Annotated in this window: 12 protein-coding genes; 7 read left to right on the forward strand and 5 right to left on the reverse strand. The window is 68.8% G+C overall.

Annotated features, from left to right (window positions below; genetic code table 11):
- Positions 1 to 61 precede the first annotated feature (61 nt).
- Both AIF0345_RS06185 and AIF0345_RS06190 read left to right on the forward strand, forming a co-directional pair.
- The gene (locus AIF0345_RS06185) at positions 62 to 1,366 is read left to right on the forward strand and encodes a threonine/serine exporter family protein (RefSeq protein ID WP_268918621.1); all 1,305 of its coding nucleotides are present in this window, start codon (positions 62 to 64) and stop codon (positions 1,364 to 1,366) included.
- A 109-nt stretch (positions 1,367 to 1,475) separates the two neighbouring features.
- On the forward strand, positions 1,476 to 1,637 hold the full coding sequence (locus AIF0345_RS06190) for a hypothetical protein (RefSeq protein WP_156966737.1): 162 nt from the start codon (positions 1,476 to 1,478) through the stop codon (positions 1,635 to 1,637).
- Between the two features lie 521 nt (positions 1,638 to 2,158).
- Here the strand turns inward: AIF0345_RS06190 and AIF0345_RS06195 are convergent.
- The 3 genes from AIF0345_RS06195 to AIF0345_RS06205 all read right to left on the reverse strand — a co-directional run bounded on the left by AIF0345_RS06195 (position 2,159) and on the right by AIF0345_RS06205 (position 4,811).
- Complete coding sequence (locus AIF0345_RS06195; RefSeq protein WP_043563105.1) at positions 2,159 to 2,710, reverse strand: O-acetyl-ADP-ribose deacetylase; 552 nt, start codon at positions 2,708 to 2,710, stop codon at positions 2,159 to 2,161.
- Between the two features lie 110 nt (positions 2,711 to 2,820).
- Positions 2,821 to 3,843, reverse strand: coding sequence for a DUF5692 family protein (locus AIF0345_RS06200; protein WP_285297669.1), 1,023 nt, complete (start codon positions 3,841 to 3,843; stop codon positions 2,821 to 2,823).
- Between the two features lie 2 nt (positions 3,844 to 3,845).
- Complete coding sequence (locus AIF0345_RS06205; RefSeq protein ID WP_268918620.1) at positions 3,846 to 4,811, reverse strand: hypothetical protein; 966 nt, start codon at positions 4,809 to 4,811, stop codon at positions 3,846 to 3,848.
- A 257-nt stretch (positions 4,812 to 5,068) separates the two neighbouring features.
- Between AIF0345_RS06205 and AIF0345_RS06210 the strand changes: the two genes are divergently transcribed.
- Positions 5,069 to 6,436, forward strand: coding sequence for a DUF5692 family protein (locus AIF0345_RS06210; protein ID WP_285297670.1), 1,368 nt, complete (start codon positions 5,069 to 5,071; stop codon positions 6,434 to 6,436).
- Between the two features lie 37 nt (positions 6,437 to 6,473).
- Here the strand turns inward: AIF0345_RS06210 and AIF0345_RS06215 are convergent, their stop codons facing one another.
- A complete protein-coding gene (locus tag AIF0345_RS06215; RefSeq protein WP_043563097.1) occupies positions 6,474 to 8,087 on the reverse strand; it encodes an aspartate:alanine exchanger family transporter in 1,614 nt (537 codons plus the stop codon).
- Between the two features lie 289 nt (positions 8,088 to 8,376).
- Between AIF0345_RS06215 and AIF0345_RS06220 the strand changes: the two genes are divergently transcribed.
- The 4 genes from AIF0345_RS06220 (at position 8,377) to AIF0345_RS06235 (ending at position 12,725) form a co-directional block, all read left to right on the forward strand.
- The gene (locus AIF0345_RS06220) at positions 8,377 to 10,170 is read left to right on the forward strand and encodes an acetolactate synthase large subunit (protein WP_285297671.1); all 1,794 of its coding nucleotides are present in this window, start codon (positions 8,377 to 8,379) and stop codon (positions 10,168 to 10,170) included.
- A gap of 4 nt (positions 10,171 to 10,174) precedes the next feature.
- Complete coding sequence (ilvN, locus tag AIF0345_RS06225) at positions 10,175 to 10,687, forward strand: acetolactate synthase small subunit (protein ID WP_285297672.1); 513 nt, start codon at positions 10,175 to 10,177, stop codon at positions 10,685 to 10,687.
- Positions 10,688 to 10,696: 9 nt separating this feature from the next.
- Positions 10,697 to 11,728, forward strand: a complete 1,032-nt coding sequence (ilvC, locus tag AIF0345_RS06230) for a ketol-acid reductoisomerase (RefSeq protein ID WP_285297673.1) — start codon at positions 10,697 to 10,699, stop codon at positions 11,726 to 11,728.
- A gap of 187 nt (positions 11,729 to 11,915) precedes the next feature.
- Complete coding sequence (locus AIF0345_RS06235; RefSeq protein WP_285297674.1) at positions 11,916 to 12,725, forward strand: hypothetical protein; 810 nt, start codon at positions 11,916 to 11,918, stop codon at positions 12,723 to 12,725.
- 10 nt (positions 12,726 to 12,735) lie between these two features.
- Here the strand turns inward: AIF0345_RS06235 and AIF0345_RS06240 are convergent, their stop codons facing one another.
- Positions 12,736 to 13,488 carry a gametogenetin gene (locus AIF0345_RS06240; RefSeq protein ID WP_285297675.1) on the reverse strand — a complete coding sequence of 251 codons (753 nt, stop codon included), beginning with the start codon at positions 13,486 to 13,488 and terminating at the stop codon, positions 12,736 to 12,738.
- Positions 13,489 to 13,645: the final 157 nt, after the last annotated feature.

Below are 13,645 nucleotides of genomic sequence, written 5' to 3' on the forward strand. Positions count from 1 at the left end.
GAACTCCGATGTCCCATACGACCCCAACCATCCCGAGCCGGAGCTCGGCGCAGATCGGCTCATGCAGCAGTCCGCGGTCGTGCTTCGCCTCGGCAGCCTCATGCTCGCCAGCGGCGCAGGCTCGTACCGCGTGAAGTCATCGATGGCCAGGGCCGCCTCGGCAGTCGGACTGGACCGGCACGAGGCCACCGTGACGATGACAGAGCTTGTCACTTCCTCCTTCGTCGGCGAGAGATTCCGCACCGAGACCTGCGAGGTGCGTCGCGTCGGCGTGAACGTGGACCGCCTTGAGGCCCTCCGGCGGATCGTGCACGACCTGCGGGCTCACGAGACCGTGGAGCACCTCGATAAGAAGCTCGACGAGATCGAGGGCATGCGGGCCGTTTACGGGGCCTTCACCAATGCGGCTGCCTCCGGCGTGGCCTGTGCGGGATTCTGCTTCCTCAACCAGGGAGGATGGGTCGAGTGCCTCTCGGTCCTGATCGCTGCCTTCCTCGGCCAGTTCGTGCGGCGCCAGATGCTCGTGCGCCAGTACCAGCACTTCTTCACCTGGATGGTGTGCGGTGTTGTCGCCTCCGGCGTCTATATGAGTATTGTGAGCCTGCTTCACGTCACCGGCGCCGTCGCGGGCGATCACCAGGGCGGAATCATCTCCTCGATCCTGTTCCTCATCCCCGGATTCCCCATGGTGACCTCCATGCTCGACCTGGCGCGCCAGGACTTCTCCAGCGCGCTGTCCCGCGCGGCCTACGTCCTCGTCGTCATGGCTGCGGCAGGCGTGTCGGTATGGACCGTGACCTTCCTCGTCCACTGGGAGGTCGAGGCCACCGACACCGCCGTCCCCACCGGCTTCTTGCTGCACGCACTGCGGTGCTTCTGCTCCTTCATCGCTGCCTACGGCTTCGCCATGCTCTTCAATGCCAGAACAAAGGCGTCGCTGCTGGCCGCCATCGTCGGCGCCATGGCCAATACCGCTCGGCTCGTGCTCATCGACTTCCATGTGCCATGGCAGCTCGCCGTGGGTCTCGCCGCTGTGACGATCGGTCTGCTCGCCCAGCTCTTCGTCTCGCGCGCCTCCCTGTCACGCGTCGCCCTGTCGGTGCCGGCGGTGGTCATTATGATTCCGGGAGTCCCCTTCTACCGCGCGATCTCGGCGCTCAACAACCAGACCGTCGAGGCCAACATCGCCGTCGGGCAGGCAGCCGGGAACCTGGCCGAGGTCTTCTTCGTCATCACGGCGATCGGCGTCGGCCTCGCAGTCGCGCGCATCCTCACCGACCGCAACTGGCGCCACGACGTCGCCACCTCCGGACACATCGTCCTGCCCGAGTCCCACGGGAGCGCCTCGGAGCTGCACCACCGCTGAGATCCTCGACCCGGCTCCGCGCCGCCGCCCGACGACGTCGGGTCCGAGGCCCGGCGCGGCCGGCCGCATTCGATGTTCCGGGGAGTCGCATTACACCCTGTTCATCCCGTTGGCGGCTCGGGTCTGCGTCTTCAGGCGCTTCCCCGAGTACTTCCGCGATGGGGCCGCCCTCTCACTCACCGACGCCATTCCCACCGGCCTGCTCGACGACTCGTCGTCGGAGTACGGCCACATGGTCTCTGTGGCCCGGTACCGCAACCCGGCCAGATGAGGCGGGCATTCGCCTCCGGGCGGGGGCGGGGCGGTAGGTGCGCTCATCGCCGCCGACGTACTCGGGCTCGACTGGAGCAGCATCTCGCCCCCTCAACCCCGACACTGCTGATCGCCTCGGGGCCCTTCCAGTACTTCCGCGGCCCTTCTTCACCCAGGCGCGCTCTCCTCGGCAGGAGGCTGGCACTGTGCACCCGCGTCGCAATGGCGGTCGCGGACCGCTACCTACGGGCGCGCGGTCATCGTTCACCTCAGGCTCCAACTCCAAGAGCCTTGAGAACGGGACAGAAGATGGTCCCCATGATCGTGCTCAATGAGCAGATCGATATCCTCGCGCCCTTCGAGAGGCTGAGTGCCTGGTCACCTCCGCTTCGTCTTCGACAGGACAGGGAGGTGGCGCGCATCATCCTCGGGGGCCGGCGGCCCCCCGGGCGGCTGCCGTTTCTCCCCTACTACGGAGGAGCTCGGCCTGAGAACGTCGCTGACGGGGGCGGTGAAGGAGCTCAGGGCGACGGGCGGGTGCTAAAGCAGCGGGTCACAGGAGAGCTCGGCCTCGAAGACCTTCAGGAGGCGCTCGCCGAACAGGACGAATCGAATGAGCTCCACGGACGTGCCGGCAGAGTGCTGGCCCTCCCGGGGCCCGACGACGTCGCGGGCGGCGGCGACGCCGATCCGGGCGACGTCGCGGGCGTCCCAGCCGTAGATACCGGCTGAGATCGCGGGAAAGGAGATGCTCGCGCAGCCGAGTTCGGCCGCCACCCGCAGTGAGCTGGTGAAGGCCGAGCGCAGCAGCGCGGGGTCCGTCTGGCCGGCACGGCGGTTCGGGCCGACCGTGTGGATGACCCACCGGCACGGCAGGTCGAAGCCGGGCGTGGCCACCGCCTCGCCGACGGGCAGGCCGTTCGGCAGACTGGTGCGGCGCAGCTCCCGGCAGGCCTGGAGCAGGCGCGGACCCGCCGCCCGGTGGATGGCGCCGTCGACGCCGCCCCCGCCGAGCAGGCCGGAGTTGGCCGCGTTGACGATCGCGTCGGTGCGCTCGCGCGTAATGTCCCCGAGGACCGCTTCAATAGTCATGTCGCTAGCCTTTCAGTGCTCCCGGCCCGGGGGCGCCCACGGGCTCCTGAAGGAGTTGTCGTGTCGCACATGACACCGAGTGTAGGCGGAGAAGGACTCCGCGACGGCGGTTACAGGTACCCCGCCTCGGCCGGGGTCTTCCCCAGCCGGGCGGCCATGAGCTCCTTGTCCTCCTCCCCGGCCATGTCGCGCACCCACTGGATGCAGGTCGGCGTGTCCGAGTAGACCTCCTGGGTGAGGGGATTGCGCCGCAGGCGCACAATGCGGTGGACGTGGCGGATGAAGACGCCGACGTTGACAGCCAGGGCCAGCGCCGAGACGGTGAGCAGGGCCGCCGGGTTGTGCGAGCTGCGGTGGGCGAACATGGAGTCCTGCATGAAGTGCGGGAAGGTGAGCACCACGGCGCTCCAGAAGGTGAGCGTGTAGGCCCGGTACTGGATCCACGACCCCCGCCCGAAGCGGAGGAAGGCCGGGATCGTGCACGAGACGAGCAGCGCCAGCCCGGAGTACCAGGCCCGGTCCGCCAGGCAGTTGTACACGTAGGCGAAGTTCCACAGGTCGTAGGCGATAATCCACCAGATCGTCAGGTCGCCCCACACGATGGCGCGCTTGCGGTCCTTCGACACGAAGATGCCGATCCACCCCGAGATCATGGCCAGGTTGAGGATGCCGGCGACGCCGTTGAGGATGTTCCACGGCCCTCCCCAGGTGACCATCCCCTGGGAAGGATCCATTCCGTGGATCGAGTAGCACTGCAAGTCGCGCACGACCGCCTCGGCGATATTGAGGGCGAGAATGAGCGGCGGTATCAGCAGGTACCAGCGGTTGCGTCGCAGGCGCGGGACCACCTGGAGGGCGACCAGGCTCAGGCTGCCGGCCAGCGCCGAGTACTGCTTGACCACGGGGAACCAGCCGGCCGAGTTCGTGCCGGCCGTCGATGTCGGCCACCACAAGAGCGTCAGCCCCACGGGGATGACGACGAAGACGGCGAGCACCACCCACATGCTGCGTTGGGCCAGCCACGCCGTGAGCGTCAGGGCCGCGATGACGAGGGCGAGCATTGCGTAGTCCCACCACTGGCCGGTCTCGAAGAGGAAGAGCGTCGGGTAGTCGGGGGGCACGACTCTCCCCATGGTCAGCGCCCCTTGCCCCAGCCGGGCAGGTAGGTGCGCTCGGTCTTCTGACGGATCTGCTCCTCCCAGGAGAACTCGGGCTCGCTCCACCCGTCGAAGTAGTCCTCGTCAATAATCCCGGACCACGGCGTTGACGGGCCGAGCGGGGGCCAGTGCGGGTCGTCGGTCACCGGCGGGCGGATCTCCGCGACCGCCGGGTTCCGGCGGCCGTAGCGGAACCACTGGGTGTAGGTGTCCTCGAAGAGCGGGGTGCCGTCGTAGCGGCCCGCGGGCGTGGAGGTCGGCAGGAAGCGGCCGCCCAGGACGCCGCGCATGAGGCGGCCCGTCAGGTGCTGCTTCTTGCGGAACTCCAGGACGCGCTTGAGGTAGATGTTCTGCATGTGCGTCATGCAGCCACCGATGAACTCGATATTGACCCAGTTCAGAACGCTCTGCAGGGCCGTGCGGGGCTCATAGCCGATGCGCCAGTGGTTGATGAGGCGGGTCCCGCCGTCCTTGAGCGGCACCATGTAGAAGCACCACGCCGCCGCGAAGTGGGTCATGGTGGGGAAGCGGAAGGCATAGGAGCCGGGCGCCCGCGGCGGGTTCTTCGTGTCGACCCACTGCACCAGGTACTTGCCCGGCACCACGTCCGCCCACTCCATCGACATGCCGTGGTAGTCGAAGGCCGCGATGTCGCCGGGCATGAGCGAGTCGCGCTGCTGGAACTCCTCCTGGATCTCGTAGGAGTTGAAGAAGGGCAGGCGCGCGAAAGTGCGCTCGAGGAACTCCGAGCTGAAGGAGCCGCTCTTGTCGGCGCCGATCTGCTTGAGCAGGCGCCACACCGCGTAGGCCGGCGCGTCGATGTCGATGGCGTAGGTCGAGGAGTAGGCGTTCGCGTAGTTGGTGTCGATGAGGTCGTCACCGGGGTAGCGCCACGCCTGCTCCTCCTCGGTCGCCTTGCCGGACAGCTGGCTGAAGGCGTACATGCCCCCCAGCGCACCGGCGGCGACAGCGCCCGCGAGCGAAACGGCCCTGCGGGCCCTCGTGCCACGTGCGAAACCCATCTCGACTCGTCCTCCCCCCGCCGCGTCCGACGGACCGGCGGATCACGCACGGGCGCGGCCTGCGCCTCCTTGCGCAGGTTGCGCCCGTGCAATGCACATGATCACTCGTGTGATCCTTGTGGGAAAACTATAATCGACCACCGCCCATCCCGTACCGCTTTCAAAGAAGAAGGTGCTCTATGGACTCACTGTTCCTGTGGGAGCTCGGCAGCCCCGGGGTCTACCTGATCTGGCTGGCCGTCTTCGGCGCCCAGGTCGTCGTCGCCGAGGTCAACCGTCGATGGAGCTGGACGGTCTTCGCGCTGTGGACGGTCGGGGGCATCGCCCTCATGCCCTACGCATGGATCCACGGGACCCCGATGGTCGGGTGGTTCCCGTTCGGCAAGTACGCGATCATGGTCCTCACCGCGACGATGACGGGCGCGGTGCTCGTCTACGCCAAGCGCCGCCCGGTCGAGGCCCACCGCTACGCCATCTGGCTGGGGGTCGCCCTGTGGATCGGTCTCGCCGTCAACATTATGGAGGCCAACGTCCGGGACCTGACGATCTTCTTCAACGCCGACTCCTACTACTCGTGCGGGGCCGACTGGCAGTGCCTCAAGCACGTCAACGACACCCACACGATCGACATGATCGCGGGGCTGCCCGAGGCCAGGGACGTCGCGGGCCGGCTCCACTCCCAGGAGTGGTACGAGGGCGTCGCGGCGAACATGCGCGAGCGCGGCATCGGCGTCGACCCCGAGACCGGGTTCAGGACCATCGGCGGGTACTGGAACCTGCTGTCGGCGGCGGCGGGTCTGCTCAACATCATCACGATCACGGGCCTGGGCAAGATCATCGTCACCTCTCCGGGCAGGCAGAAGGTCCGCGGCCTGATCTGGGCGGACATGGTGTGGCCGTGGGTCGTCGCCTACGACCTGTGGAACCACGCCTTCCTCTACAACTCGCTGGCCGACTACACCTGGTACTGCACCCTGGCCCTGCTGCTGGCATGCACCATCCCCGCCTTCACCTGGGCGAAGGGCCAGTGGATCTGGTTCCGGTGCTTCACCCTCATGTTCTGGATCGCGGCGAACAACATCCTCCCCGAGGTCCTCGTCCCGCCCTCGCGGATGTTCAACTTCGCGACGATGAACCCCACGGCGAACATCGCCTGCGCGGCCATCGCCCTGGCCGCCAATGTCGCGTTGTTCGTCTGGTGGCTCTCGCGCATCATCCGCCACCGGCGCAACCCGGTGACGAACGCCCTGTACTTCGAGATGAGCGAGTTCCGCACCATTGTGCGCGCGCACTGCGATGACCGCGACAAGTACTTCCTCACCGACCGCATCGAGCCCACGCCGACCGACCTCGGGTTCGAGCCCGACCGCCCCACTCCGCCGGTTGACGGGTACGTCGGGCACATGCCGTGGTGGGGGAGCGAGGACCGTCGCTGGCCGAAGCCCCGCACCCCCGTCTCGGCAGATCCCGGGCTGGTCGAGCGCGGCGTCGTCGCCGACCCGCGGTGGGAGGCGGCCCCGCGGGCCGCCGACGGCCCACCGCGGTGAGGCCGGCCCGCCGTCGTCGTGCGCGGCGGGCCGCCAGTCACAGGCCGCCGAGCACCTGGGCGATGAAGATCTTCACGATCATGGCGACCGGGTAGACCATGGCGTAGCCCAGGGCCACGCGCGGGTCGGCGCCGGTGCGCTCGTTGGCGAAGGCGAGAATAGCGGGCTGGGTCTGCGCACCGCCCAGGAGGCCCGACAGGCGCGTGCCGCCCATCTTCACGATCCACCGCATGGAGGCGTACAGGCCCAGGCCTACGATGGTGGTGATGACGAAGCCCGTGACGAGGATCTTCCACCAGTCGCCGCCGGTGAAGGCGTTGGCGATCTGCCCGCCGGCCCTCGTGCCCGCCTGGGCCAGGAAGATGAGCAGCCCCAGCTCGCTGAGCACCGCTGTGGCGGTGAAGGGCATGGCGGTCACGAAGTCCTTGATGCGGCCGATCTTGCCGAAGATCAGGCCGACGATGAGCGTGCCCGCGGCCGAGCCGATGGAGAAGGTCGCCCCGGTGGGGGTCAGGATCTTCCACTCGCCGATCACGACGCCCACCGCCATGCCGATGCCCAGAGCGACCGGGTTGATCGAGGACAGGCCGCGGGAGGAGTCGCCGAAGAACTTCGAGATCTCCGCGATGCGCCCCGTGGGCGCGACCACCCGCACCCGGTCGCCCTGCTGGAGGACCAGGTCGGGGGTCCCCACCATGTCGGTGTCGCCGCGGCGGACGCGGGAGATGGTGGCTCCGAACTTGTGGTCGATGTCCAGCTCGGCGACCGTGTGGCCGGCGAGCTTGGGGTCCGAGACCGTGATCCTGCGGAAGTCGAGGTACTTGCGGTCCTCGATCAGGGAGTGGGAGGAGCCGTGACCGAGGGCCGTGATGACCTGGTTGACGGCCTCCTGGGTTCCGACGACGGTGACCAGGTCCTCCTTGAAGAGCTTGTCCTCGCGGGCCGGGCGCGTAATGGGGCCCTGCTCGCCGCGGCGCAGGCGGGAGAACTTCAGCTCCCCGGAGATCGTCTCGGAGATGTCTCCGATCATGGGTCCGTCGGAGCGCTCCACCCGGATGGTGCGGTTGACCAGGGGGGAGGGGGCGTCCTTGTCGCTGCGGCGGTAGCGCAGGGCCATCAGGCAGAAGAAGAGCATGCCGATGACGCCGTAGAGGTAGGCCACCGCGTAGCCAACGGTGGCGATCGCGGCCCCGTCGGGATCCCCGGCGAGCGTGGCCGCACTGCCCGCCGCCGCCAGGGCGGGGGTGTTGGTGAGCGCGCCGGCGTAGGTGCCCGCGATCATGGGGCCGCTCATGCCCAGGGCGCGTCCGGCGCCGACGCCCGCGGCCGCGGCCAGGATGAAGAAGGCGAGCATGAGGGCCAGCGGTCCGACGGCGGTGCGGATGACGTGGAAGAAGTTGGGGCCGGACTGGATGCCGATGGCGAAGGTGAAGATCGCCAGGCCCAGGGTCCCCAGGTGCGCGGGAATCTCGAGGTCGACCCCCTTGGAGACCCCGACCGCCGCCAGGGCGATACCGGCGAACAGCACGGCGGCGGCGCCCAGGCTCACGCTCCTGACCTTGACGTGCCCGACGAGCATGCCCAGCCCGATGAGCAGGAACAGGACAAGAACCGGGTTCTTGGACAGGTGGTGAAGGAGACCGATGAGCACGGGTGAGAAGCCTTCCGGAGCCGCTGCTCGTCGGTGCGCAGCGGAAGAGTAGGTGCTGACAAAGAACCAGTCTAGCTCCCGTGCCGGAGGACCTGCGTCACCATGCCCCTGCCTCGGGAAGGACGCCGGCCCCACTTCGAGAACGCGTCCTCGACCAGTCCGTGATTCCATCATATGAGACAAGGGCCTCGACCATTCGACTCGCATCCTGAGACCACCTACGGTTGGCCTCATCTCGGCCGCAGGGCCGATTCCGATCGCGCAGATCGCACAGAGAGGAGGGCGGAGGATGCCACGCCGCAACGCTCCTTCGGCCCAGGAACCGCAGAACCGCCGGCTGATGACGGGGGCGCAGGCGCTCGTACGCGCGCTGGAGAAGGTCGGCGTCACCGACATCTTCGGCATGCCCGGTGGAGCCATCCTGCCTTTCTACGACCCGCTGCTCGCCAGCACCAGGATCCGCCATGTGCTCGTGCGCCACGAGCAGGGCGCGGGACATGCTGCCGAGGGATACGCCATGGTCACCGGCCGGCCCGGCGTGTGCGTGGTCACCTCCGGGCCCGGCGCCACCAACCTGGTCACGGCCATCGCCGACGCCCATATGGACTCTGTGCCGATGGTGGCCATCACCGGACAGGTCGGCACCCGGGCGATCGGCACCGACGCCTTCCAGGAGGCCGACATCATTGGTGCGACGATGCCGTTCGTCAAGCACTCCTTCCTCGTCACCACGCCCGAGGAGATTCCCGCTCGCGTCGCCGAGGCCTTCCACATCGCCTCCACCGGCCGTCCCGGCCCCGTCCTGATCGACGTCACCAAGAACGCCCAGGAGGGCATGACCGAGTTCCGGTGGCCGACCAGGCTCGACCTGCGCGGCTACACGCTGCCGGGCAGGCCCAACCAGCGCCGTGTGGCCCAGGCCGCCGAGGTCATCGGCGCCGCCGAGCGGCCCGTGCTCTACCTCGGCGGCGGCCTGAACCGGGCGGGCGTCCCGACCGACCGCCTCGCCGAGCTGATCGAGCTCATCGGCGCCCCTTTCACGACGACGCTCACGGCGCTCGACGTCATGCCCACCGACCACCCCCTCAACCTCGGGATGCCCGGGATGCACGGCACCGTGGCGGCCGTCGGGGCCCTCCAGCGCGCCGACGTCGTCGTCACCCTGGGCGCCCGCTTCGACGACCGCGTCACCGGCAGGCCCGATACCTTCGCGCGGCGCGCCACGGTCATCCACGCCGATATCGACCCCGCCGAGATCTCCAAGGTCCGCACCGCGGACGTGCCGATCGTCGGCGACCTGACCGACGTCGTCCCGGCGCTGACCGCGGCCTGCCGCGCGCAGTTCGCCGAGGAGCCGCGCACCGAGATCGACCAGTGGCTCACCGAGGTCGCCCACATCCGCGCCACCTACCCCACGGACTGGACCGACACCGACGATGGCCTCCTCCAGCCCCAGGAGGTCATCACCCACCTGGACAGGGCCGCCGGCGAAGACACCATCTGGGTCACCGGGGTCGGCCAGCACCAGATGTGGGCGGCCCACTTCCTGCACTTCCGCCGGCCCCACTCCTGGCTGACCAGCGCGGGCGCGGGCACCATGGGCTACGGGGTGCCGGCGGCCATGGGGGCCAAGGAGGCGGCGCCGGAGCGCCCGGTCTGGCTCATCGACGGCGACGGCTGCTTCCAGATGACCAACCAGGAGCTGGCCACCTGCACGCTGAACAACATCCCCATCAAGGTGGCGATCATCAACAACTCCTCGCTCGGCATGGTGCGGCAGTGGCAGACCCTGTTCTACGGGCAGCGCTACTCCAACACCGACCTGCACACCGGGGCCGGCACCAGGCGCATTCCCGACTTCGTGAAGATGGCCGACGCCTATGGCGCCGTCGCCCTGCGCTGCGAGCGGCTGGAGGACGTTGACGACGTCATCGCCCAGGCCAATGCCATTAACGACCGGCCGGTCGTCATCGACTTCATCGTCTCCGCGGACGCGCAGGTGTGGCCGATGGTGGCCGCGGGCGTGTCCAACGACGAGATCCAGCACGCCCGGGGCATGAGCCCGGCGTGGGAAGAGGAGTGAGACCGTGAGCCAGAAGCACACGCTGTCCGTCCTGGTGGAGAACAAGCCCGGCGTGCTCACGCGCGTGTCGGCCCTGTTCACCCGCCGCGGCTTCAACATCCACTCCCTGGCCGTGGGCCCCACCGAGCACGAGGAGGTCTCGCGCATCACGGTGATCGCCGACGCCGAGGGGCCGGCCATGGAGCAGGTGACCAAGCAGCTCAACAAGCTGGTCAACGTGCTCAAGATCGTCGAGCTCGACCCGGCCACCTCCGTGGGCCGAGAGCTCTTCCTCATCAAGGTCCGCGCCGACGACTCCAACCGCACCGCGGTGCTGCAGATCGTCGACCTCTTCCGCGCCCACGTCGTCGATGTGTCCCCGACCTCGGTGGTCATCGAGACGGTCGGCTCGGAGTCGAAGGTCAGGGCGCTGCTGGAGTCTCTGGGGTCCTACGGGGTCAAGGAGATCGTCCAGTCCGGTGCCGTCGCCATTACGCGCGGGCCGCGGTCCATCACAGATCAACTCAAGGAGAAGTGAGATTCCATCATGGCAGCTGAGAAGTTCTACGACGACGATGCCGACCTGTCCGTCATCCAGGGCAAGAAGGTCGCCGTCATCGGCTACGGCTCCCAGGGCCACGCCCACGCGCTGAACCTGCGCGACTCGGGAGTCGAGGTCGTCGTGGGTCTGCGTGAGGGCTCGCGCTCCGTCGCCAAGGCCGAGGAGGCGGGTCTGCCTGTCAAGCCGATCGCCGAGGCGGTCGCCTGGGCCGACGTCGTCACCGTACTGGCCCCCGACCAGGTCCAGGCCGAGCTGTACCGAAGCGAGATCGAGCCGAACCTCAAGCCCGGTGCCGCGCTGCTCTTCGCCCATGGCTTCAACATCCACTTCGGCTACATCAAGCCCGCGCAGGACATCGACGTCATTATGGTCGCCCCCAAGGGTCCCGGGCACACGGTGCGCCGCGAGTTCGAGGCCGGCCGGGGAGTTCCCGTGCTCGTGTGCGTCGAGCAGGACGCCTCCGGCGAGTCCTGGCCGCTCGTCCTGTCCTACGCCAGGGCCATCGGCGGCACCCGCGCCGGCGCCATCAGGACCACCTTCCGCGAGGAGACCGAGACCGACCTCTTCGGCGAGCAGGACGTCCTGTGCGGCGGGCTGTCCAGGCTGATCCAGTACGGCTACGAGGTGCTCGTCGAGGCCGGCTACCAGCCCGAGATGGCCTACTTCGAGGTCTGTCACGAGATGAAGCTCATTGTGGACCTCATTAACGAGGGCGGCATCTCCAAGCAGCGCTGGTCCTGCTCGGACACCGCCGAGTACGGCGACTACGTCTCCGGTCCGCGCGTCATCACCCCCGACGTCAAGGAGCACATGAAGGAGGTCCTGGCGGACATCCAGAACGGCTCCTTCGCCAAGCGCTTCATGGACGACCAGGCGGCCGGTGCGCCGGAGTTCAAGAGGCTCCGCGCCGAGGGCGAGGCCCACCCGATCGAGGCCACCGGCCGGGAGGTCCGCGCCATGTTCGCCTGGCGCTCCGACATCGACAAGGACTACACCGAGGGCTCCGTGGCCCGCTGAGACCAGATGGCGTCGGGCCTCGTCGTCCCCGGCAGCGCGACCGCTGCCGGGGACGCCCCCTGACGCTCTCGCTTCAGGTCCGGGGCCTCTCAGACGGAGCTCCGCGGTCTCCCCGGCGCGGGGTCGTGCGAGTGATCTCGCGCCGGGGCCCTGTGCAGGACCATTATCGCATCGTTACATTAGTGTCATGAGTACTCCCCATACTCGCCGTACTCGTCGCGTCGCCCGCATCGGCACTCTCATGCTGACCCTCGGACTGTCCGGCTGCAGCACCGGTCTCACGGACAATCCCCTGACCGACTCGGAGGTCTCCGCCTTCCTGACGCAGGCGACAGATGCCGCCTCTGCTTCTCACGGCAGCGCCTTCGAGGCGGCCGTGACGGCGGCTCAGGAGCAGCGCGCCGCAATCACGGGAACGGCCGCCCTCAATCGGGCCAGGAGCGAGGCCGGGCGCGCCTCGGCCGATCTCAAGACCAGGACCGACGCGATCGCGTCGGCGATGACCGGCGAAGAGACGAGCAGCATCAGCACCAAGAGGAAGGCCCTTGACGAGGCGCTCAGGGGCAGCAGCGTTGACGGCATCTACACCGCGCTGGCCGACTACACCTCGGCGGTCGAGGCCGCCGAGGTCGCCGTCGCCTCCCGGCTGCTCGCCTCCGATGACGACCAGGTCCCTGCGACGAGCGATGCCGCCCGAGCGGGACAGGACGGCGAGACCGGGTACGCCGGCGGCACCGATCCGGGGACCTCGGCGGATGCGGGAGCGGACGAGGCCCCGGCCGACCCGGGAACCGGATCGCAGCCCGCGCCGGGTCCGGGCGCCTCCGGCGACACGGGAGGCCCTGGGGCCGGCGGCTCCCCGGAGCAGCCGGCCCCCGCCGACCCGGAGCCGCCCGCCGCCCCCGATCCGGAGCCGTCTGCCGCTCCCGACCCGGAGCAGCCCATCAACCCCGATACGGGCTCGCCTGTCACCCCGGCCGACCCGGACCAGCAGTAACCGGGCGGCCTCAGCGGGTGGGCTGCGGCGTCGCCGACGGCACGGCACTTGTGGCACGCGAGGTCGGCTCACCACCGGGCCAGCGCGACGAGCCCGAGAGCCCCGAGATGGTCATGCCCTGCATGACGGCCTCCCAGGCGTCGTCGTCGAAAGCGCCTTTCTGGCACACCTCGGTGACGGACAGGACGACGCCGTCGGCGGACCATGCCCGCACGAAGGCCTTGCCGGTGATGTCCGAGCCGGAGACCCTCGCGCTGAAGGCCGTGGCCACCCCCGCGTAGAAGGTCTCCCCGTTGACGCCGGTGAGCTCGAGCCTGCTCGTCTCCTTGTAGGACTGGTAGCCCGAGCCCATCTCGTCGGCCCAGCTCGTGGAGAGCAGCCGGTCATCGCCCCCGGTGACGACGAGCTGTGAGCTGGTGGTCGTCGTGATGGTCACCGAGCACATCGTGGTGCGCGAGGAGTAGGTCTGCGACTGCGTCGTCGCATCCGAGTCCGTCGCGGCCGGGGACGGGTCGGCCTCGATGGTGTAGTCGGCGATCTCGGGGAAGGCGACGGTGACGGAGGAGGCGACCGTGGACTGCTCCGTCGGCACCGGGGTGGGCATGACCATGCCCGTGGGAATGACGACGACGGTGGGCGTGGGGGCGGGTGATGAACCGATGAGGTTGTCCAGATCCACCTCGGCGCAGGCTGCCAGACCCGCAGCGAGGGCCACCATGCAGGCTCCGGCCCGCATGCCCGTCCAGGCTCCAGGTATGCGCATAAAGATGACTGTACCGCGGTCACTCCCGCCCCCTCGGGGCCGGCAGGCGGGAGGGACCGCGTGGCGCCGGCGGAGCCACGCACACGCATGAGGCTTGCAAACACTGGTATCGACGGCGGTGAGGGGCATCGTCGGGGCTGCACCGGCGGGTCTTACT

Source organism: Actinomyces israelii (assembly GCF_030253495.1).
GTDB classification, from domain to species: domain Bacteria; phylum Actinomycetota; class Actinomycetes; order Actinomycetales; family Actinomycetaceae; genus Actinomyces; species Actinomyces israelii.

Excerpts from the sequence above, each read along its gene's own strand:
- AIF0345_RS06185 (WP_268918621.1), top strand. The coding sequence starts at position 62 with ATGCAGCAGTCCGCGGTCGTGCTTCGCCTCGGCAGCCTCATGCTCGCC.
- AIF0345_RS06195 (WP_043563105.1), bottom strand. The coding sequence starts at position 2,710 with ATGACTATTGAAGCGGTCCTCGGGGACATTACGCGCGAGCGCACCGAC.
- AIF0345_RS06200 (WP_285297669.1), bottom strand. The coding sequence starts at position 3,843 with ATGGGGAGAGTCGTGCCCCCCGACTACCCGACGCTCTTCCTCTTCGAG.
- AIF0345_RS06205 (WP_268918620.1), bottom strand. The coding sequence starts at position 4,811 with ATGTACGCCTTCAGCCAGCTGTCCGGCAAGGCGACCGAGGAGGAGCAG.
- AIF0345_RS06210 (WP_285297670.1), top strand. The coding sequence starts at position 5,069 with ATGGACTCACTGTTCCTGTGGGAGCTCGGCAGCCCCGGGGTCTACCTG.
- AIF0345_RS06220 (WP_285297671.1), top strand. The coding sequence starts at position 8,377 with ATGCCACGCCGCAACGCTCCTTCGGCCCAGGAACCGCAGAACCGCCGG.
- ilvC (WP_285297673.1), top strand. The coding sequence starts at position 10,697 with ATGGCAGCTGAGAAGTTCTACGACGACGATGCCGACCTGTCCGTCATC.
- AIF0345_RS06235 (WP_285297674.1), top strand. The coding sequence starts at position 11,916 with ATGAGTACTCCCCATACTCGCCGTACTCGTCGCGTCGCCCGCATCGGC.
- AIF0345_RS06240 (WP_285297675.1), bottom strand. The coding sequence starts at position 13,488 with ATGCGCATACCTGGAGCCTGGACGGGCATGCGGGCCGGAGCCTGCATG.